The sequence below is a fragment of the uncultured Sphingomonas sp. genome, assembly GCF_936927845.1.
In the GTDB taxonomy this organism is placed as follows: Bacteria; Pseudomonadota; Alphaproteobacteria; order Sphingomonadales; family Sphingomonadaceae; genus Sphingomonas.
The window spans coordinates 114,996-134,240 of sequence record NZ_CAKZHV010000058.1 but is presented as its reverse complement, the minus strand read 5'-3'; the positions used below and the strand labels follow the sequence as shown (position 1 = coordinate 134,240).

Annotated in this window: 18 protein-coding genes; 11 read left to right on the top strand and 7 right to left on the bottom strand. The window is 67.3% G+C overall.

Annotated elements, in window-relative coordinates; all coding sequences use genetic code 11:
* Nucleotides 1–20 precede the first annotated feature (20 nt).
* From Q0579_RS09670 to pdeM, 3 genes are all read left to right on the top strand, one after another.
* Entirely contained in the window at nucleotides 21–977 is a 957-nt protein-coding gene (locus tag Q0579_RS09670; RefSeq protein WP_298811718.1) for a retroviral-like aspartic protease family protein, read from the top strand.
* Nucleotides 978–1,043: 66 nt separating this feature from the next.
* Nucleotides 1,044–2,447, top strand: a complete 1,404-nt coding sequence (locus tag Q0579_RS09665) for a M20/M25/M40 family metallo-hydrolase (protein WP_298811717.1) — start codon at nucleotides 1,044–1,046, stop codon at nucleotides 2,445–2,447.
* Between the two features lie 54 nt (nucleotides 2,448–2,501).
* Nucleotides 2,502–3,164, top strand: coding sequence for a ligase-associated DNA damage response endonuclease PdeM (gene pdeM, locus Q0579_RS09660; RefSeq protein WP_298811716.1), 663 nt, complete (start codon nucleotides 2,502–2,504; stop codon nucleotides 3,162–3,164).
* Here pdeM and Q0579_RS09655 read toward each other — a convergent pair.
* Nucleotides 3,161–4,390, bottom strand: a complete 1,230-nt coding sequence (locus Q0579_RS09655; RefSeq protein WP_298811715.1) for a UbiH/UbiF/VisC/COQ6 family ubiquinone biosynthesis hydroxylase — start codon at nucleotides 4,388–4,390, stop codon at nucleotides 3,161–3,163. The genes pdeM and Q0579_RS09655 overlap by 4 nt on opposite strands.
* A gap of 108 nt (nucleotides 4,391–4,498) precedes the next feature.
* Here Q0579_RS09655 and Q0579_RS09650 point away from each other — a divergent pair, with 108 nt between their 5' ends.
* The gene (locus tag Q0579_RS09650) at nucleotides 4,499–6,814 is read left to right on the top strand and encodes a DNA translocase FtsK 4TM domain-containing protein (protein WP_298811714.1); all 2,316 of its coding nucleotides are present in this window, start codon (nucleotides 4,499–4,501) and stop codon (nucleotides 6,812–6,814) included.
* 37 nt (nucleotides 6,815–6,851) lie between these two features.
* On the opposite strand, the gene Q0579_RS09645 is transcribed toward Q0579_RS09650, so the two are convergent.
* A complete protein-coding gene (locus tag Q0579_RS09645) occupies nucleotides 6,852–7,547 on the bottom strand; it encodes a dienelactone hydrolase family protein (RefSeq protein WP_298811713.1) in 696 nt (231 codons plus the stop codon).
* Between the two features lie 151 nt (nucleotides 7,548–7,698).
* Here Q0579_RS09645 and Q0579_RS09640 point away from each other — a divergent pair, with 151 nt between their 5' ends.
* The 6 genes from Q0579_RS09640 to Q0579_RS09615 are packed head-to-tail and all read left to right on the top strand — an operon-like array spanning nucleotide 7,699 to nucleotide 13,244.
* A complete protein-coding gene (locus Q0579_RS09640; RefSeq protein ID WP_298811711.1) occupies nucleotides 7,699–7,935 on the top strand; it encodes a DUF6489 family protein in 237 nt (78 codons plus the stop codon).
* On the top strand, nucleotides 7,935–9,212 hold the full coding sequence (gene mnmE, locus Q0579_RS09635) for a tRNA uridine-5-carboxymethylaminomethyl(34) synthesis GTPase MnmE (RefSeq protein WP_298811710.1): 1,278 nt from the start codon (nucleotides 7,935–7,937) through the stop codon (nucleotides 9,210–9,212). Before Q0579_RS09640 ends, mnmE begins: the two co-directional genes overlap by 1 nt.
* Complete coding sequence (gene mnmG / locus Q0579_RS09630) at nucleotides 9,213–10,946, top strand: tRNA uridine-5-carboxymethylaminomethyl(34) synthesis enzyme MnmG (RefSeq protein ID WP_298811709.1); 1,734 nt, start codon at nucleotides 9,213–9,215, stop codon at nucleotides 10,944–10,946.
* 23 nt (nucleotides 10,947–10,969) lie between these two features.
* Entirely contained in the window at nucleotides 10,970–11,569 is a 600-nt protein-coding gene (gene rsmG / locus Q0579_RS09625; RefSeq protein ID WP_298811707.1) for a 16S rRNA (guanine(527)-N(7))-methyltransferase RsmG, read from the top strand.
* Nucleotides 11,551–12,336 carry a ParA family protein gene (locus tag Q0579_RS09620; RefSeq protein WP_298811706.1) on the top strand — a complete coding sequence of 262 codons (786 nt, stop codon included), beginning with the start codon at nucleotides 11,551–11,553 and terminating at the stop codon, nucleotides 12,334–12,336. The genes rsmG and Q0579_RS09620 overlap by 19 nt, the downstream gene beginning before the upstream one ends.
* On the top strand, nucleotides 12,333–13,244 hold the full coding sequence (locus Q0579_RS09615; protein WP_298811704.1) for a ParB/RepB/Spo0J family partition protein: 912 nt from the start codon (nucleotides 12,333–12,335) through the stop codon (nucleotides 13,242–13,244). Before Q0579_RS09620 ends, Q0579_RS09615 begins: the two co-directional genes overlap by 4 nt.
* A gap of 9 nt (nucleotides 13,245–13,253) precedes the next feature.
* On the opposite strand, the gene holA is transcribed toward Q0579_RS09615, so the two are convergent.
* From holA to Q0579_RS09595, 4 genes are read right to left on the bottom strand one after another with little or no spacing between them, the layout of a single operon-like run.
* Nucleotides 13,254–14,261, bottom strand: a complete 1,008-nt coding sequence (gene holA / locus Q0579_RS09610) for a DNA polymerase III subunit delta (RefSeq protein WP_298811703.1) — start codon at nucleotides 14,259–14,261, stop codon at nucleotides 13,254–13,256.
* Nucleotides 14,258–14,782: an LPS assembly lipoprotein LptE gene (gene lptE / locus Q0579_RS09605; protein ID WP_298811701.1), complete on the bottom strand. Its 525-nt coding sequence runs from the start codon at nucleotides 14,780–14,782 to the stop codon at nucleotides 14,258–14,260. Before lptE ends, holA begins: the two co-directional genes overlap by 4 nt.
* Nucleotides 14,779–17,322, bottom strand: a complete 2,544-nt coding sequence (leuS, locus tag Q0579_RS09600; RefSeq protein ID WP_298811700.1) for a leucine--tRNA ligase — start codon at nucleotides 17,320–17,322, stop codon at nucleotides 14,779–14,781. Before leuS ends, lptE begins: the two co-directional genes overlap by 4 nt.
* 14 nt (nucleotides 17,323–17,336) lie before the next feature.
* Nucleotides 17,337–17,786, bottom strand: coding sequence for a DUF3576 domain-containing protein (locus tag Q0579_RS09595; protein ID WP_298811698.1), 450 nt, complete (start codon nucleotides 17,784–17,786; stop codon nucleotides 17,337–17,339).
* A gap of 213 nt (nucleotides 17,787–17,999) precedes the next feature.
* Here Q0579_RS09595 and Q0579_RS09590 point away from each other — a divergent pair, with 213 nt between their 5' ends.
* Nucleotides 18,000–18,713: a hypothetical protein gene (locus tag Q0579_RS09590; RefSeq protein ID WP_298811696.1), complete on the top strand. Its 714-nt coding sequence runs from the start codon at nucleotides 18,000–18,002 to the stop codon at nucleotides 18,711–18,713.
* An 11-nt stretch (nucleotides 18,714–18,724) separates the two neighbouring features.
* Here the strand turns inward: Q0579_RS09590 and Q0579_RS09585 are convergent, their stop codons facing one another.
* Nucleotides 18,725–19,201 (bottom strand): thiamine phosphate synthase, encoded by a 477-nt coding sequence (locus tag Q0579_RS09585; protein ID WP_298811694.1) that lies wholly within the window; start codon nucleotides 19,199–19,201, stop codon nucleotides 18,725–18,727.
* Nucleotides 19,202–19,245: the final 44 nt, after the last annotated feature.

Here is a 19,245-nt window from a genome sequence, read left to right as displayed (position 1 = left end):
ACAGGCGTAGCATCGCGACAATGGAGAGGTTTCCGGCCGCGCTGCTGCTCGGCGCGATCGCGTGCGCCGCGCCCGCGCAGGTTCCCGCGCCCGGCCCGCCCGCCGTCGTCTCCGCTCCGCCGGCGACCAGACCCGCGGCGGACGCTCCCGCCCCCGACGACCTGTCCTTCGCCGAAGTCGATCAACGCATGACCGTGCCGGTGCAGATCGCGGGCGCGGGGCCGTACAGATTCATTATCGATACGGGCGCGCAGCGCAGCGTGATCTCGCGGCAACTGGCGCGGCGGCTGAACCTGCCCGCGGGCCGCCGCGTCCGGCTGACCGCGATGACCGGCTCTAGCGTCGTCGACACGGTGATCATCCCGTCGCTGTCGGTCAGCACGATGGGCGGCGAACGGATCGAGGCACCCGCGCTCGAAGGCACTGATCTCGGCGCGCTCGGTCTGCTCGGCATCGACACGTTGCAGGGGCACCGGCTGGTGATCGACTTCGACGCGGCACGGATGAGTGTCGCACCGTCGACCCGGCGTGATCGCGCGCTGCGCGCGGCGCCTGGCGAGATCGTCATCCAGGCGCGCAGCCTGTTCGGCCAGCTCGTCGTCACCAGCGCGACGTTGAACGGACGGCGCGTGCGCGTTGTGCTCGATACCGGTACTTCGATCAGCCTCGGCAATCGCGCGTTGCAGCGGATGCTCGCGCGCGGTGGGAAACAGGCGCAGGCGGAGATGGTCAGCGTGCTGGGCGACACGCTGATCGCCGATTACGCGGCGTCGCGAGAACTGAAGCTGGGCAGCGCGACGATCTCGGGCCTGCCGATCGCCTTCGCCGATGCGGCACCGTTCCGCGCCTTCGCGCTCGATGACAAGCCCGCCTTGTTTCTGGGTATGGACGCACTCCGGCTGTTTCGCCGCGTCGAGGTCGATTTCGCCAACCGCGAGCTGCGCCTGCTGCTGCCGCGTGACGCGCGTCCGCGCTGAAGACCGTTGCGCGCGCGCGCATTCGCTGCAACGCTGCGACGCAAACAGATCAAACAGGGGAAGAGAATGCGCGGACTGCTCAACACATTGCTGGCAAGTGCGGGCATGGTGCTCACGGTCACCACCGCCGCCGCGCAGACGCGCGCCGACGAGAAGCCGTTCTTCGATCTGTACAAGGAACTGGTGGAAACCAATACGGTGGTCGGCACCGGTAGCTGCACCAAGGCGTCCGCGCAGCTCGCCACGCGGTTGAAGGCGGCGGGCTATACCGACCAGGACATCACGCTGTTCTCGACTCCCGATCACCCCAACGACGGCGGGCTGGTTGCGGTGCTGAAAGGCAGCGATCCGAACGCCAAGCCGATGCTGCTGATGGGTCACCTGGACGTCGTCGAGGCAAAGCGCGCCGATTGGCAGCGCGACCCGTTCACGCTGGTGGAGGAGAACGGCTTCTACTACGGGCGCGGCACCGTCGATGACAAGGCACAGGCCGCGATCTGGGCCGACGCGATGATCCGCTTTCGCCAGCAGGGATATAAGCCCAAACGTACGATCAAGCTCGCGCTGACCTGCGGCGAGGAGACGACCTATGCCTTTAACGGTGCCGAATGGTTGACCAAGAACCGCCCCGAGCTGATCGCGGCCGAGTTCGCGCTCAACGAAGGCGGCGGTGGGCGGCTTGACGCGCAGGGCAAGCGGCAGTTGCTCGCGGTGCAGGTGGGCGAGAAGGCGGCGCAGAATTACACCTTTCTCGTCACCAACCCGGGCGGCCACAGCTCCGCACCACCGCCCGACAATGCGATCTACGAACTGGCCGACGCGTTGAAGGCGGTGCAAGGCTACGAGTTCCCGGTGACGTTCACTGACACGACGCGCGCGTTCTTCGCCGCAACCGCCAAGCGGATGGGCGGGGAAACGGGCGATGCGATCAATCGCCTGCTCGCCAATCCGAACGACAAGGCGGCCGACGCGATCGTCAGCCGTGACAAGACACTCCACTCGACGCTGCGCACCACCTGTGTCGCAACGCTGCTGAATGCGGGCCATGCCGAGAATGCACTGCCGCAACGCGCCACCGCCAACATCAATTGCCGTATCTTTCCGGGTGAGAGCGTCGATGCGACGCTTGCGACATTGAAGCGGCTCGCCGGCCCCAAGGTGACGGTCAGCGCCAACCAGCCGATCCGCCCGACCGCGATCCCGCCGACGCTCGATCCCAAGATCGTCGAGCCGATGCGCCGGGTCGCGGCCAAGCACTTCCCCGGCGTGCCGCTGCTGCCGCTGATGTCGACCGGCGCGACGGACGGCATCTTCTACGAAGCGATCGGCATCCCGGTATACGGCGCGCCCGGCATGTTCCTGGAGCCCGACAATAATGGTACGCACGGCCTGAACGAGCGCGTGCGCATCTCCTCGCTCTATGCCTCACGCGATTACCTGTTCGATCTGGTAAAGGCTTATGCCGGCTGAACTTTCCGGCATTGCTGCTTGATCGAGCGGCCGGTCGGCGCGTAAGGGGCGCGAATGGTTCCCCTTTCGTTCGGCGGACATGAATGGCGCGCGCTCGCGCAAGGGGCCTTGTTCTGGCCGACGCGGCGCGCGCTGCTCGTCGCCGACCTGCACCTCGAAAAGGCAAGCTGGTTCGCGCGCGGCGGGCAGATGCTCCCGCCGTACGACTCGATCCGCACGCTTGCCGATCTGACCGCGCTCGTCACCGCGACCGCGGCGGAGGAGGTTTGGTGCCTGGGCGACAGCTTCCACGACATCGAAGGCTGCGACCGCCTGCCCCCGCAGGCGCGCGAGCTGCTGACCGCGCTGACGGGCAGAACGCGCTGGACCTGGATCACCGGCAATCACGACCGCGTGCTGATCGATCGCTGCGGCGGTGAGGTGTGCGACGAGGCGGAAGTGGACGGCGTCGTGCTGCGCCACGAAGCGCTTGCCGGCGAGACAAGCCCGGAGCTGTCGGGGCATTTTCATCCCAAGCTGCGCGTCCGCGTGCGTGGTAAGCTGGTCGCGCGGCGCTGTTTCGTTGCGAGCGCGCGCAAGCTCATCTTTCCGGCGTTCGGGTCGCTGACCGGCGGGCTCGACGTCACGCATCCCGAGATCGTGCGCGTTACCGGCGCGCGGGCCGAGGCACTGGTCGCGCTCGACGACCGGCTGCTGCGCTTCCCCGTCGCGGCCTAGGCAGGCATCCCCATCAGCAACCGCGGCATCTGACCGCTCTCGCCGCGCGCTTCCGCCATGAAGCGATCCTTCAATGGCGTGATCGCGTCGACCGCGCTGATGCCGAAACGCCGCACTGCGCTGGCGGTCTTGCCGGGAATGCCGAACAGCCGCGTCAGCGTGTCGGTCGCGAAGGCGACGGCGAAGGTGTCGACGCTGCGCCATTGTTCGTAGCGTGCGAGCAGTTGCGCGTCGCCCGCCTCCAGCCCGAGGCGGCGCCCCTCGACCAGCACCTCGACCAATGCGGCGACATCGCGGAAACCGAGGTTGAGCCCCTGCCCGGCGATCGGATGGATACCGTGCCCGGCGTCGCCGACCAGCGCGAGCCGCGTGTCAGTAACGCGCGTGGTGTGGTGGAAGCCGAGCGGGTAGGACGCGCGCGGGCTCGGCGCGGACAACGTGCCCAGGAAACCGCCCATCCGCTTCTCCGCCTCGGCGAGGAACCCGCGATCCCCCAGCTTGAGCATCCCCGCCGCCTGGGCGGACGCGACCGTCCATACGATTGCCGAACGGTGCCCGAGCTCATCGTCGGGCAGCGGCAGCAGTGCGAACGGGCCGGTCGGGTAGAAGATTTCGAACGCGATGTTCTCGTGGCTGCGTTCGTGGTGAAATGCGCCGATGATCGCGGTGTGATCGTAGCGCCAGCGCGCAACCGTGATCCCGCTCGCCTCGCGCGTCGGCGAGTTGCGCCCTTCGGCGGCGACGAGCAGGTCGGCGGTGACGACGCTACCGTCCGACAGCGTCGCGGTGACGCCGTCCAGATCGCGCACCACCTCGGTCGCGCGCGTCTGCATCCGAAGATCGACGCCGTCGGTCGTCGACGCGGCCTCGAACAAGGTCGTGCGCAGCAGCCGGTTCTCGTACATCGTGCCGAGCGGCTCATCCTGTTCGCGGGGGACGAAGTCGAGCTTGCCCGGCGCGAGCCCGTCGCTGACGCGGATGTGGCGGATCGCGCAACCTTGGCCGCGCAGACGCTCGCCAACGCCGATCACGTCGAGCAAGCGGTGGCTGGCACTCGCCACCGCCGAGGCGCGGCCGTCGAACCCGGCCGACAGGATCACCGCAGGATCGGCGGGATCGACGACAATCGTGCTCATCCCAGCCTGTGCCAGCGCGATCGCCAGCGTGCTGCCGACCAGACCACCGCCCAGGATCAGGACGTCTGCGTGCGCGGAAGCGTTGTTCATGCGCCACGTTCTACCGCTGATCGGCGCGCCTGCCAACGTCGCGTGCTTGACGAAATCCGGCGGCGGGCAGATGGTTTACGCTTTCCCATACATCGCTGAGGATCAGTTATGGCGACCCGTGCAACCGCACCCTTGTGGCGCGAGACGGTGAAGGCGGGCGCGCTGCGCAGTTGGTCGCTCGCGGTCGCGATCGCGCTGTTCGTGGCAACGGCCGCGATGGCGCTGGCGCTCGCCAGCTACCATCCCGGCGACAGCGCGCTCAATACGGCAGGCGGCGGGGTCGACAATCTGCTCGGCCCCATCGGCGCATGGTTCGCTGATATTGCACTGATGGTGTTCGGACCCGCGGGCGCGCTGCTGCTGCCGGTGGGACCGATCGTCGCAATGCGGTTGTGGCGCGACGAGCCCGCGGGTGCGTGGGGGCGGATGCTGCGCACCGCGATGCTCGGCGTCGCATTGATGGCGATCGCGCTCGCCTGCGTCGCCCCGGATGCCGTGCCTGCGCTGCCGTTCGGCTGGGGCGGCGCCGTCGGGTTGGCGATCGTCGCGGCTGCTCGCTGGGGCTTGGCGTTCGCGAACAACGCGGCGGTCAGCTGGTGGGCGCTGGTCGCGCTTGGCTTCGTAACCGGGTTCACGGGCGTGATCGTGTGGGGACGCAGCCTTGAAATAGATTTCGGCCGCTTCGCGCGTCGTCGCGTCCGCGCGCGCAGCGACGACGACTATCTCTACGACGACGAAGACGAGGAGCAGTTGGAGGAGAGTCAGGCACTCTCCGCGCCGCCTGCGCGCCGCGAGATGCGCGCCGAACCGCTGGTCGAGGCGGAGGATCGCCCTGCCCCCGTCATCGGTGAGCGCAAGCTCGCGCCGACCGCGGCCAAGCCCAAGGCCGCGTCGGCCCCGACCGGGGAGGCGCGCGGCGACTATGTCCTGCCGACGCTCGACATGCTCAACCCCGCGCCGGTCTCTACCTCCGGGCCGGTCGACAAGGCCGCGCTGGAACGCAATGCGCGGCTACTCGAGACGGTGCTCGACGACTTCAACGTCAAGGGCGACATCGTCGAGGTCCGTCCCGGCCCCGTCGTCACGATGTACGAGCTCGAGCCGGCGCCCGGTATCAAGGCGAGCCGCGTGATCCAGCTTGCCGACGACATTGCGCGCAATATGTCGGCGATCTCGGCACGCGTCGCGGTGATCCCGGGGCGCAACGTGATCGGCATCGAACTGCCCAATCAGAAGCGAGAATCGGTGTCGCTGCACGAACTCGTCGGATCGCAGACCTTCGACGATCTGACCGCGCAACTGCCCGTTATCCTGGGCAAGAATATCGCGGGCGATCCCGTCATCGCCGATCTCGCGCCGATGCCGCACCTGCTCGTCGCGGGCACCACCGGATCGGGCAAGTCGGTGGGGCTGAACTGCATGATCCTATCGCTGCTCTATCGCCTGACGCCCGAGCAGTGCCGGATGATCATGATCGATCCTAAAATGCTCGAACTCAGCATGTACGACGACATCCCGCACCTGCTCTCGCCCGTTGTCACCGATCCGGCGAAGGCGGTGCGCGCGCTCAAATGGGCGGTCGAGACGATGGAGGATCGCTATCGTCAGATGTCGTCGGTCGGCGTGCGGAGCCTTGCGAGCTTCAACGAGAAGGTGCGCGCGGCCAAGGCCAAGGGGTCGCCGCTCGGTCGCCGCGTCCAGACCGGATGGGACGAGCACGGCCGCCCGGTGCATGAGGAGGAGCAGCTCGACTACGACGTGCTGCCGCAGATCGTGGTGGTGGTCGACGAGCTCGCCGACCTGATGATGACCGCGGGCAAGGAGGTCGAGTTCCTGATCCAGCGGCTGGCGCAAAAGGCGCGCGCGGCGGGAATCCACCTGATCATGGCGACGCAGCGTCCGTCGGTCGACGTCATCACCGGCGTCATCAAGGCCAACCTGCCGACGCGCATCTCCTTCCACGTCACCAGCAAGATCGACTCGCGCACGATCCTGGGCGAACAGGGCGCGGAGCAGCTGCTCGGCAAGGGTGACATGCTTTACATGCCCGGCGGCAAGGGGATCGTCCGCGTCCACGGTCCCTTCGTCAGCGACGACGAGGTGCAGGCGGTAACCGATCACTGGCGCGCGCAGGGTGCACCCGATTATATCAACTCGGTCACCGAAGAGCCCGAGCAGAGCTTCGCGCTTGATGGCGCGCCGACTGGGGAAGATTCAGCCGAGGACCAGCAGTACCGCGCGGCGGTTGCGCTGGTGTGTTCGAGCCAGAAGGCGTCAACCTCGTGGATTCAGCGCCAGCTTCGGATCGGCTACAATTCCGCCGCGCGTCTCATCGAGCGGATGGAGAAGGACGGTGTCGTCAGCCGGCCCGATCACGTCGGGCGGCGCGAGGTACTGCGCGATACCGACGGGCAGCCGGTCTGAAGATGTGGGCGGGGCGTGATACCCCGCCCGCACAGCTTCAGCCGAGATGTTCGGCAAAGAACGCCATCGTCCGCTCGTCCGCCTGACGCGCCGACTCGTCCGACCGCCGTTCACCAAATTCGGTTGCGAAGCCGTGGTCCTCACCCGGGTAATGGTGCAACGTCACCTTGGGGTGGTCGTCCAGCCCCTCATGCATCTTGGCTTGCGTTTCCTTGTCGACGAAGCCGTCCTCACCCGCGATGTGGAGCATGAGCGGATGCGCGATCGCGTGCTTCTCGCCCAGCAGCCCGTCGACACCGACCGCGTAATAGCCGACGCTCGCGTCGACATCGGTCCGAGCCGCGGTCATGTACGCCAGTCGCCCACCCAGGCAGTAACCGACCGCGCCCACTTTGCGCCCGCCGCTCGCGTCGCGGGCGTAGCGGATCGCGGCCTCGATATCGCGCACGCCCGCGTCTTGGTTGAACTGGCCCATCAGCGACAGGGCGCGGTCCATCTGCGGCTTGATGTCGGGATCGAGTTCGATACCCGGCTCGATTCGCCAGAACAGGTCGGGTGCGATCGCGAGATACCCTGCCTCCGCCAGCGTATCGCACTTGCGGCGGATGCCCGCATTCACGCCGAAAATCTCCTGGATGACGATGATCGCGGCCTTCGGCGTTCCTTCGGGTTCGGCGCGATAGGCGGGCATGGTCTGTCTATCGAGCGTATCCACCGTCACGTTGCAGGTCATCATCATCTCCCTCGATTGTCGCGGGCCATCGCCGCCACCACGTAGCGCCTAGCCACGTGCCCGAACGGTTTGCAACGCGTGAACGTTGCCGCCCGGCGGATGCGTGATGCAAGAAGCAGCGGTGCCCGAGGGCATGCCACGGGAGGTGTGAGTGAAAGTTACGATAGAGGTCGAATGCACGCCCGAGGAAGCGCGCCGCGCCATGGGACTCCCCGATCTGTCACCGCTCCACGAGCGCTATCTCGCCCGGCTGCAGGAGGCGATGGAGAGCGGCGGCGTCTCGCCGGAGACGGTCAACATGATGATGAAGAGTTGGTCTCCGGTAGGGGACGCCGGCATGGATTTCTGGCGCACGATGTTCAACGCGACGACGAAACCGACGAGCTGATGGACACGATCTACGCCGTGTCGAGTGGTCGTCCTCCCGCGGCGATCGCCGTGCTGCGCGTGAGTGGACCCAGCGCGTTCGACGCGGCGGAGCGCTTGGCCGGCAAATTGCCCCCCGCGCGCCGCGCAGGATTGCGGACATTGCGTGATGCAGCCGGCGCGCCGCTCGACCGTGCACTCGTTCTTACCTTTCCCGGTCCGGCGACCGCGACCGGTGAGGATTTGGTCGAGTTCCACCTGCATGGTGGACGCGCAGTCGTGGCGGCGGTGGAGGCGGCGCTCGGCTTTCTGCCCGGCCTGCGTCCTGCCGTCGCGGGTGAGTTCACCCGCCGCGGGCTGGAGAACGGGCGCCTTGATCTCGCCCAAGCGCAGGGGCTGGCAGATCTGCTCGCCGCCGAAACCGAAACGGAACGACGCGCTGCCTTCGCTGCCTCGGAAGGCGAGATCAGCCGCTCGGTTGCCGGTTGGCTACGCCGGATCGCCGAGGTGTCGGCCGAGGTTGAGGCATCGCTCGACTATAGCGACGAGGACGATGTCGCGTCCGCAGACCAGCGTTCGCTCGCGATCGACATCGGTCGGCTCGCAGCTGAGATCGGGGCCGTGCTCGATCGTCCGACGGTTGAGCGGCTTCGCGACGGGGTGCGCGTGGTGCTTGCCGGGCCGCCGAACGCGGGCAAGTCGTCGCTGTTCAATGCGCTGCTCGCGCGCGAGGCGGCGATCGTGACCGCGCAGGCGGGCACGACGCGCGATACATTGGAAGCGGTGGTGCAGCGTGGAGGCATCGCATTCGTCTTGGTCGACACCGCCGGGCTGCGCGACCGGACCGACGACGAGATCGAGCGGATCGGGATCGTGCGCGCTGGACAGGCGGTCGGTGACGCCGATCTCGTGCTGTGGCTCGGCGCGCCCGACGCGCCCCCCCCGGGCGCGATGGTGGTGCACGCCCGCACCGACGCGCCTGGGCGTGCCTCCAGACCAGCTGGTGCGATCGGCACCTCGATCAGGAATCCCGATACGATCCAGGCGCTTTGGTCACAAATCCAGAGCCGCGCCGAGCAGATCATGCCGCCGACCACGACGGCGCTGCTGCATCAAGAGCAGCGCGAGCGCGTCGTTGCCGCCCACCAGCTTCTGGAACACGCAGCGGTTGAAACAGACCTGTTGTTGATGGCAGAGCAACTACGCACCGCGCGCACCCACCTGGCTGCTTTGCTGGGCATCGACGCCACCGAGGCGATGCTCGATGCATTGTTCGCGCGCTTCTGCGTTGGGAAGTGAATGTTCCACGTGAAACACGACTATGATGTGGTGGTGGTCGGCGGTGGCCACGCTGGCACTGAGGCTGCTGCCGCTGCGGCGCGGCGCGGCGCGCGCGTCGCGCTGCTGACGCAGCGACCGGATCGGGTTGGCGCGATGTCATGTAATCCGTCGATCGGCGGCCTGGGCAAGGGCCATCTCGTCCGTGAGGTCGACGCATTTGATGGGTTGATGGCGCGAGCGAGTGACGCCGCCGCGATCCACCATCGCATGCTGAACCGGAGCAAGGGGCTGGCTGTTCAGGGCCCGCGCATTCAGGCCGACCGCGGGCGTTACCTCGCGGCGGTCCAGCACCTGCTCGCCCGCCAGCCGAACCTCGATGTGCTCGCCGGCGAAGCGTCGGCATTGCTGCTCGAGGGTGATCGTCTCACCGGGCTTGTCACCGCAGCGGAACAGACCATCCACGCGACGGCGGTGGTACTGGCAACGGGCACATTCCTTGGCGGACGGCTGTTTCGTGGCGCCGAACGGCTGCAGGGTGGCCGCGTTGACGAAGCACCGGCCAACCGCTTGGGCGAGCAATTGCGCGCGGCCGGTCTGCCGATCGCACGGCTGAAGACCGGCACTCCACCGCGTCTGGATGGTCGCACCATCGATTGGGCACAGTTGGAGCCGCAACCTTCGGATGCTGACAGCTGGACGATGTCGCCGATGAGCGCCAACCGCCTGCTCCCGCAGGTCGCGTGTGCCATCACCCGTACGACGGCGGAGACGCACGACATCATCCGCGCAGGTCTCGACGACTCACCGCTGTTCGGCGGCGCGATCGAGGGTCAGGGGCCACGGTACTGCCCGTCGATCGAGGACAAGGTGTATCGCTTCGGGGATCGTGACGGGCATCAGATTTTCCTTGAGCCCGAAGCGCTCGATGATGCGACGGTCTACCCAAACGGCATTTCAACCTCGCTCGCGAGCGACGTTCAGGAAGCACTTGTCCGCTCAATTCCGGGGCTCGAACGCGCGCGGATCACGACTCCGGGTTACGCGGTCGAATACGATTACGTCGATCCGCGCGCGCTCGATCATCATCTTCAACTGAGCGCCATGTCCGGCCTGTTCTGTGCCGGGCAAATCAACGGGACAACGGGTTATGAGGAAGCCGCCGCGCAGGGGCTAGTCGCCGGCCTCAACGCCGCGGCGCACGCGCTGGACCTTCCCGTCGCCAAGCTCGATCGCGCCACCAGCTACATCGGGGTGATGATAGACGACCTCGTGTTGCAGGGTGTCAGCGAACCATACCGGATGCTGACCGCGCGCGCCGAGTTCCGGCTCTCGCTGCGCGCCGACAATGCTGAGACGCGGCTCTCGCCGCTGGCCCTGGCGCTCGATTGTGTCACACCTGAGCGCCGCGCCCATATCGAACAACGTGATGCATTGCGCGCGCGCGTCCGCGCCGGGGAAGCTCAGAACGCGCCGGCGGACTTAATCCGTGAAGTGGAGGAAGATCGGCGTTACGCTCCCTATCTCGTTCGCCAGGCAGAGGAGATTGCACGCATGCGCAAGGATGAGGGCGTCGCCCTGCCCCCGCTCGGCACGTTGCGCGACATCCCGGGCCTCTCAAACGAGATGATCGAACGGCTGACGCTCGCGGCACCGAGGACGCTCGCGGAAGCCTCGCGGGTGCGCGGCGTGACCCCTGCGGCGCTGTCCACCTTATGGCTGCATGCGCGCAAGCTTCAGAAGCACGCATCATGACCGAGGATCAAGCACGCGGCTGGTTGGCCGAGCGGTTCTCAGCGGGGGCGATCGCCTGTCTCGCGCGGTTCGTGGCGATCGTACGCGACGAAACCGAGCGGCAGAACCTGATCTCGCCCTCGACGATCCCGCTGATCTGGTCTCGCCACATCGTGGACTCGGCGCAATTGCTGTGCGTCGCCCCTGCCGCGGCGCGCACGTGGCTCGACGTCGGCACCGGAGCGGGCTTTCCCGGCGTGGTGGCCGCAATCCTGTTCGACGGTCATGTGACGATGGTCGAGCCCCGCGCCAAGCGCGCGGCCTTCCTGCGTGACACCGTTGAAACGCTGGGCATCACGGCGACGGTGCACCAAACGCGCGCCGAAACCGCGCCAGTCGCGACGTACGATGTCATCTCCGCCCGGGCGGTTGCGACGGTTGATGCCTTGTTCGACATGACCGCTGCTTTCCGTGTTCCATTAACCACTTACCTGCTGCCGCGCGGCCGAACGGGGCAGGATGAGATTGTCAAAGCACGTTCGGGATGGCACGGAACGTTTCACGTGGAACAGAGCATCACTGATCCCGCATCCACAATTCTGATCGCGACAGGAGTACGCGCCCGATGTTCTGCATCGCGATAGCCAATCAGAAGGGCGGTGTCGGCAAGACCACCAGCGCGATCAATCTCGGCACTGCGCTCGCCGCATCGGGTCACCGCGTCCTGCTGATCGACGTCGACCCGCAGGGGAATGCGTCAACCGGCCTGGGCATCGGCCACGCGATGCGAACCCGGTCGAGTTACGACGTGCTGATCGACGCGGGAGGGCTCGACGCCGGCGTCGTCCATACCGCAGTGCCCAAACTCGACATCATCCCCGCGACCGTCGACCTGTCTGGCGCAGAAATCGAGCTTGTCGAGCTCGATCAGCGAACGCACCGGCTCCACATGGCGTTGGAGCAGAGCCGTGGCGATTGGGACATCGTGCTGATCGATTGTCCCCCTTCACTCGGGTTGCTGACGATCAATGCGATGGTTGCGGCCGATGCATTGCTGGTGCCGCTGCAATGCGAATTCTTCGCGCTGGAGGGGTTGAGTCAGTTGCTCAGCACGGTGGAGCGTATCCGTTCGCGCTTCAATCCGGCGCTGTCGATCCTGGGTGTCGCGCTCACCATGTACGATCGCCGCAATCGCCTGACCGAGCAGGTGTCGAGCGACGTGCGTGCGGTGCTCGGCAAGGTTGTGTTCGAGACAGTAATCCCCCGCAACGTGCGCCTGTCGGAGGCGCCGAGCCACGGCCTGCCCGCGCTGATCTACGATCACCGCTGCAGCGGGTCGGAGGCCTATATGGCACTCGCGCGCGAGTTGATCGTGCGGCTGCCCAAGGTCGAGGCGGAGGCTGCGGCATGAGCGAGGCAGCGACGCGGCGTAATCGATCCGGTCTGGGGCGCGGCCTCGGCGCGCTCTTGGGCGATGTCGCGCGTGACGAGCGGGAAGCGAGCGCGGGCGGCGAGGCGCGTGCCTCCGTTCGGATGATTCCGGTCGGCGCGATCTCGCCGCATCCCGAGCAGCCACGACGCCATTTCGACGAGACGAAGCTGGAGGAACTCGCCGCTTCGATTGCCGAGCGCGGCATCATCCAGCCGATCGTCGTGCGCCCGCACGGCCACGGCTATCAGATTGTCGCCGGCGAGCGTCGCTGGCGCGCGGCGCAACGGGCGCGGCTGCACGAAGTGCCCGTCGTCGTGCGCGATTATACTGACAGCGACACGCTCCAGATCGCGCTGGTGGAGAACATCCAGCGCCAGGAACTCAACGCGATCGAAGAGGCGGAAGCCTACAAGCGGCTGCTGGGCGAATTCGGTCACACGCAGGAAGCGCTCGCCAAGGTCGTCCATAAATCTCGCAGCCACGTCGCCAACCTGCTGCGGCTGCTCGACCTGCCGGCGACGATCCAGTCGCAGGTGGTCGATGGCTCGCTGTCGATGGGTCACGCACGCGCGATCATCACCGCACCCGACCCGGCAGCACTCGCCAGCCAGGTGGTTACCAAGGGCCTGTCGGTTCGTCAGACCGAGAAGCTCGCCAGCGCCGGCAAGAAACGCCCACGCACAGCCAAGGCAGCGGCGCCCGACGCGCCAGGTGATAACACCAATGGCGCCGACATTGCAGCACTCGAGACCCAGCTCGCCGATCTGCTCGGGTTGAAGGTGCGGATCACCTTTTCACCCGCGGGTAGCGGGACGATCGCGCTCGACTACAGTTCGCTCGAGCAGCTAGACATGGTGTGCCAGCGGCTGAGCGGGGAAGACATCTAGGCCGCGGGGTCAGCGCCGCCGAGCAAGCGTGAGCAGTTGCTGGTCGGCGATCGTCCGCCCGGCTGCGCCTCGTGTCATCACCTCGCGCTCGGTCGCGCGCACGATTTCCAGCACGCGCGTCAGGCGTGGAACATTCCAGCGCTGCAACGCCGCGATCGTTGCACCTTCTTCGCGCCAGAACACGCGGAAACGCTTGACCACCTGCCCCGCACCCTCGCCCGCATCGACCGCAGCGCGCATCTCGCTCAGGCTCGCCAACCGCCGCGCCAGCGCACGCAGCCACGGGATCGGTGAGGCATCGCTACCCTGCATCGGTCGCAGCGCATCGATCAGCGCCGCCGCATCGCCCGCGATCACTGCCTCGACGATCGGCGCGATGTCGCCCTCGTCCAGCTCGGCACCGATTTCTTCCAGGTCGCTCACGCTGGCGTCGAGCGGGTGATCCACACCCGCGTCAAGGTAGAGCGCCAGCTTCTCCACCTCGGACGCCATGATGGCGCGATCGCCGTCACTAGCGCGCACGATCCTCGCAGCGACTCCCGCACCAAGTCGCAGCCCCTGCTCGCGCGCCATTCCAGCCACCAAAGCCTCGGCATTGTTGCCGTCGGGCGGATAGCAGGCGAAACTCATCGCGCGATCGGCGGCGAGCGCCAGCTTGACCAGCCGTCCCGTTGCCTTCGCACTCGGCGCCATGACGACCACGGGATTGCCCGCGCTCGGCGCCTGTAACAACGCCTCAACCGCATCGGCACTTTCCTCACCCACGCCCGTGACGCGAACGAAGCGTCGTTCGCCGAACAGCGACAGCGACGCGGCCTCGTCCGCCAGCCGGGCCGGATCGTTGCGCAGCGTCGCCGCGTCGAGATCGATGCGCTCCACACCTTCGCCCATGCTGCGGGCGAGTCGCGCCGCGAATGCCTGCGCACCCGACTCATCGGGACCGTGAAGCAGGAACAACCGGATGTCGCCGCCGCCGCGGTCGAGCGCGGCGGTAAGCTGCGCCTGCGACGCCTTCACAGCTGCGGCTGCGCGCGGCGCCTCGCGTAGAGTGCCAGCCGGGCGACGATCTGATCCGCGATCACGACCGACAATCGTTCAAGCGCGGTATTCTCCGCCGCGATGACGGCATAGTCGCTCTGCACCACGTCGACGCCAACGTCCGAGCCGGCGGTTTGATCAAGCACGACCGTGCCCTGCGCAGCGTCGATCAACTGGTACCGTGCACGCAGCGTGCGGCGCTCGCGCGTGACGCTGTTGTCACGGCGTACGCCGAGGCCATTGATCTGATCATCCAACCGCACGACGAGGCGGTAGCGTGCCGCCCCGCTCGACCCAGCCCCGCTCGAAACGGCGCCGAGTCGATCGTTAAGCGCGTTGGTGACCAGCCAGCCAGCCTTGCCCTCGATCGGCGCGATCTCGACCTGTCCGATTGCGCTCGCGACCGGACCCGCGCTCCCGCCCGAATAGAGCGGCTGGAGTCCGCATCCGGCCAGCAACAGGGCAGCGAGCGGGAATGCACGCGAGCGCAGGCGCGTCATGCGACGATGTTCACGAGGCGATCAGGCACGACGATGACCTTGCGGGGCGCTTTGCCCTCCAACACGCGGGTGACCTTGTCGCTTGCCAGTGCCATCGCCTCGGCAACGTCCTTTGCTGCGCCCTTCGGCATCACCAACGTATCACGCAGCTTGCCGTTAACCTGAACCGCGATCGTGACCTCGTCCTCAACCAGCAGCGCCTGATCGACCTCTGGCCAAGGGGCGTCCGCGATCAGGCCGGCATGGCCGCGCGCGGCCCATGCTTCTTCCGCCAGGTGCGGCACCATCGGTGCGACGAGCCGCAGCAGCGTGTCGACTGCCGCGGCACGGCTCGCAGACGGCGCAGCCTTCTCGATCGCACTGGTGAGTTCGTACAGCTTCGCCACCGCCTTGTTGAACGACAGCGCCTCGATATCGGCGGCAATGCCGGCGATCGCCTGATGCAGCTTGCGATCGAGCGCGGCATCGTCTGATCCGCCGGCCTCCGGCTCCGCGTCGACCAGCCGCCATAGGCGCTGGACGAAGCGCCACGCACCCTCGATACCGTTCTCGCTCCATTCCAGGTCGCGCTCGGGCGGTGAGTCGGACAGCATGAACCACCGCACCGCATCCGCACCGTACTGATCCACGATCGGTTCGGGATCGACCGTGTTCTTCTTCGACTTGGACATCTTCTCGACGCGGCCGCGGATGACCGGGATCGAGGCGCCCGCCTCGGTCACGAACGAGAGCGCACCACCCTCGCCCACCGTCAGATCGGCGGGGTTGACCCACAAGGCCGCCGGCGGACCGTCGTGATCGGGTATGTCGAGCCGGTACGTCTCGTGCGTCACCATGCCTTGCGTGAACAGCCCGGTGAACGGCTCCGCCACGTCGAGCAGCCCGACATGACGCAGCGCGCGCGTCCAGAAGCGTGCGTAGAGCAGGTGCAGGATCGCGTGCTCGACCCCGCCGATATACTGCCCGACCGGCAACCAGCTCTCCGCCACTGCCTTGTCGAACGGCTTATCGCCCGGCGCGCTGGCGAAGCGGATGAAGTACCACGATGAATCGGCGAACGTGTCGAGCGTATCGGTATCGCGCAGCGCCTCGCCGCCGCACCGTGGACACGCCACATGCTTCCACATCGAATGACGATCGAGCGGGTTGCCCGGCACGTCGAAGCTGACGTCCTCGGGCAGGACCACCGGCAGTTGTTCGCGCGGCACCGGCACCTCGCCGCATGCCGCGCAGTGGATGATCGGAATTGGCGTGCCCCAGTAACGCTGCCGGCTCACCCCCCAGTCGCGCAGGCGATAGACCGTCGTCCCCTCGCCCCAGCCCGCTTCCTCGGCGCGCGCGATCACCGCGCGCTTGGCATCCTCGACGCTCATCCCGTCGAGCTCGCGCGAGTTCACCAGGACGCCGGGGCCGATATAGGCCGCGTCGTCGTCGAATGTGGGGTCGGTCCGCTCGCCATCAGCGACGACGCGGCGGATCGGCAGGCGGTACTTGGTCGCGAACTCGAAATCGCGCTGGTCGTGCGCGGGCACACCAAACACCGCGCCGGTGCCGTACTCCATCAGCACGAAGTTCGCGATGTACACCGGCAGCTCGCCCGCACCCAGCGGATGCGCCGCGGTCAGCCCGGTATCGAACCCCAGCTTCTCCTGCGTTTCCAGCTCCGCCGCAGTGGTGCCGCCCTGCTTGCACCGCTCGATGAACGCCGCGGCGTCTGCGTTCTCCGCTGCGAGCGCCTGCGCGATCGGGTGATCCGCCGCCACTGCGACGAAGCTCGCGCCGTAGATCGTGTCGGGCCGCGTCGTGAACACCTCCACGCTGCCGCCATCAGAGAGCAAGAAGCGGAACCGCAACCCCTGGCTGCGCCCGATCCAATTCTCCTGCATCAGCCGGACCTTGTCGGGCCAATGCTCGAGTGCGCCCAGCCCGTCGATCAACTCGTCGGCGAACTGCGTAATTTTCAGGAACCACTGCGAGAGCTTGCGCTTCTCGACCAACGCGCCCGAGCGCCAGCCGCGCCCATCGATCACCTGCTCGTTGGCGAGCACGGTCATGTCGACCGGGTCCCAGTTGACCGCTGATTCCTTGCGGTAGACGAGCCCCGCCTCGTAGAAGGCGAGAAACAGCGCCTGCTCGTGCCCATAATAATCGGGCTCGCACGTTGCCAGCTCGCGCGTCCAATCGAGCGCGAAGCCGAGGCGCTTCAACTGCGCCTTCATTGTCGCGATGTTCGCCCGCGTCCAGGTGCCCGGATGGACGCCCTTCTCCATCGCGGCATTCTCGGCCGGCATGCCGAACGCGTCCCACCCCATTGGGTGAAGCACCTCGTGCCCCGTCATGCGGCGGTAACGCGCCAGCACGTCGCCCATCGTGTAATTGCGCACGTGCCCCATGTGGATCTTCCCCGACGGGTAGGGGAACATCTCGAGCACGTAGCTCTTGGGCTTGGCGCTATTGTCGTCGGCGGCGAAGGTGCGGCGTTCGTCCCACACCCCCTGCCAGTGCGCGTCCGCCTTCAGGGCATTGAACCGGTTGGCCATGCGTGGTGCGTCGCTCAGCCGGTCACCGACCCACGACGCAGGTCACGCGCCTTGGTCAGGATGATGTCCTCCAGCTTCTGCGTCGTCGCGGCTGCCACGGGCGCGGACACCCACTGCCCGCCACGGTTCACCTCGCGCAGTGCGGCGACACGCACCGCGTCGGCGCGCAGATCCTGATCGAGGATCGACACCGTGACCTTCATCCGCTCGGTTGGCAGCTGCGGGTTGACGTACCAGTCGGTCACCACGACGCCGCCGTTCGAATCGGTCTGAAGCAGCGGCATGAAGCTCAGCGCATCGAGCGTCGCGCGCCACAGGTAGCTGTTGACGCCGATCGTGGTAACCTTCGATGCGGCGAGGTCAGCCGACGGGCGCTTGTTGCCGCCGGTGCTGCATCCCGCAAGCACGGTTGAGGCGGCGAGGGCGGCGCAGAGGCCCAAAGCGACACGCGAACGGCGAAACATGGCAGTATCCTTGGCAAAAACACGCGCCGCGAGGCGGGCGCACCGCTATGCTCCGTCTCTATCCGTACGCGCGAAGCGCGGCAAGCGCGTGCAAGCTGTGGTGTATCCGCAACACTCGGGCTGATTCGCCGCCACCCCCGATGGACTTGGAACCCGAAGCTGCTAGGTCGCTTCTCGGAGCGGCGTAGATCGCCGTTGAGGGGTGTTTGAGTCGTGAGCGCACGTCGGGTCATTGGTGGCAGCTTGGGGGTCGCCTGCGCCGCGATCGCCTTCGCCGTCGCGCCCGCGTTCGGTGCGGCAGAAACGGCACCGCGTACGGTCAAGCGTTTCGTGGCGCCGCGGGTGGCAGGCACCTTCACCCCGGCCGCGGCCGATCCGAAGCTCGCCGCCTTGTTCGCGCGCAGCGGGCTGGACGCCAGCGGGTTCAGCTTTACCCCGACCGAGTCGCGCAGCGGCAATCGTTCGGTGACGGTCGCGGTGCGTGCGCGTTCGACGCTGACATCGCCACGCGACAGTCGCCTCGCCGCGGTCGCACCCAGCCCGACGGTCGGCCTCGCACCAATCGCCTACAACCTCGGCGTATCGGTCGGGTGGAAGCGGTTTGCAGTCGCGGGTGACATGGCCAAGGTCGATCTGGTGGCGGCACCGGGTGGTCGCGAGTCGTCTGACCTGTCACTCAGCTACGCCGGCAATCACGTGTCGGGCCAGCTTCGGGCCACCGCCGATCGCGCACTCGCGGGTACGCCGAGCCTGGTGGCCGAGCGGCCGAGCTACTCGCTCGACCTTGGCGGCTCCTACTCGCTCACGCGCAACATCGATCTGACCGCGGGCATGCGCTACAAGAGTGAGCGCGAGCGGCTGACGCGCCGCGAGGATGATCGCCGCGACAGCCAGGCGGTCTACGTGGGCACCGCCTTCCGCTTCTGATTATTAATGGATCACGCCAGCCAGGCGTCGATCGCGGCGTAACCGTGAAAGCCGTGTAAACGACGGAATCGCGCCTCGCTCATTCCACCCAGTGCGATGATCGGCACACCCGCCGCGCGCCCGATCACGCGTGCGCGGCGCTCGCCCAGCCCCCCTGCGCTGGGGTGCGACCGGGTCGCGAACACCGGCGAGACGAACACCGCGTCCGCACGTGCGCGCCGCGCTGCGCGTGCTTCGCCGACGTCGTGCACCGGCCACGTCACCACGCCTGATCCCCGCCGCGCATGCGTTCCCATCTCGCCGGGCATCCGCGTTGTGCCCGCGCGCACCAGCACCAACCCGCGTCGCAGCGCCACCGCTCGTACGCGCACGAACAACCGTCGGCGCTCAGCCTGCGCGAGCGAGTAGTGCCGGAACACCACGCCTCCGCCGCGCGGCAGCCGCGCTAGCGCGCGCCATAAGTCCTCACCCATTCGCTCGTCGGTCATCAACCAGCGCGTCGGCAGCCGGCGCGTCTGGCGGGTGCGGGGCT

Coding starts and splice junctions, on each gene's coding strand:
- Q0579_RS09670 (WP_298811718.1), top strand. CDS start 21: ATGGAGAGGTTTCCGGCCGCGCTGCTGCTCGGCGCGATCGCGTGCGCC.
- Q0579_RS09665 (WP_298811717.1), top strand. CDS start 1,044: ATGCGCGGACTGCTCAACACATTGCTGGCAAGTGCGGGCATGGTGCTC.
- pdeM (WP_298811716.1), top strand. CDS start 2,502: ATGGTTCCCCTTTCGTTCGGCGGACATGAATGGCGCGCGCTCGCGCAA.
- Q0579_RS09655 (WP_298811715.1), bottom strand. CDS start 4,390: ATGAACAACGCTTCCGCGCACGCAGACGTCCTGATCCTGGGCGGTGGT.
- Q0579_RS09650 (WP_298811714.1), top strand. CDS start 4,499: ATGGCGACCCGTGCAACCGCACCCTTGTGGCGCGAGACGGTGAAGGCG.
- Q0579_RS09645 (WP_298811713.1), bottom strand. CDS start 7,547: ATGACCTGCAACGTGACGGTGGATACGCTCGATAGACAGACCATGCCC.
- mnmE (WP_298811710.1), top strand. CDS start 7,935: ATGGACACGATCTACGCCGTGTCGAGTGGTCGTCCTCCCGCGGCGATC.
- mnmG (WP_298811709.1), top strand. CDS start 9,213: ATGTTCCACGTGAAACACGACTATGATGTGGTGGTGGTCGGCGGTGGC.
- Q0579_RS09620 (WP_298811706.1), top strand. CDS start 11,551: ATGTTCTGCATCGCGATAGCCAATCAGAAGGGCGGTGTCGGCAAGACC.
- Q0579_RS09615 (WP_298811704.1), top strand. CDS start 12,333: ATGAGCGAGGCAGCGACGCGGCGTAATCGATCCGGTCTGGGGCGCGGC.
- lptE (WP_298811701.1), bottom strand. CDS start 14,782: ATGACGCGCCTGCGCTCGCGTGCATTCCCGCTCGCTGCCCTGTTGCTG.
- leuS (WP_298811700.1), bottom strand. CDS start 17,322: ATGGCCAACCGGTTCAATGCCCTGAAGGCGGACGCGCACTGGCAGGGG.
- Q0579_RS09595 (WP_298811698.1), bottom strand. CDS start 17,786: ATGTTTCGCCGTTCGCGTGTCGCTTTGGGCCTCTGCGCCGCCCTCGCC.
- Q0579_RS09585 (WP_298811694.1), bottom strand. CDS start 19,201: ATGACCGACGAGCGAATGGGTGAGGACTTATGGCGCGCGCTAGCGCGG.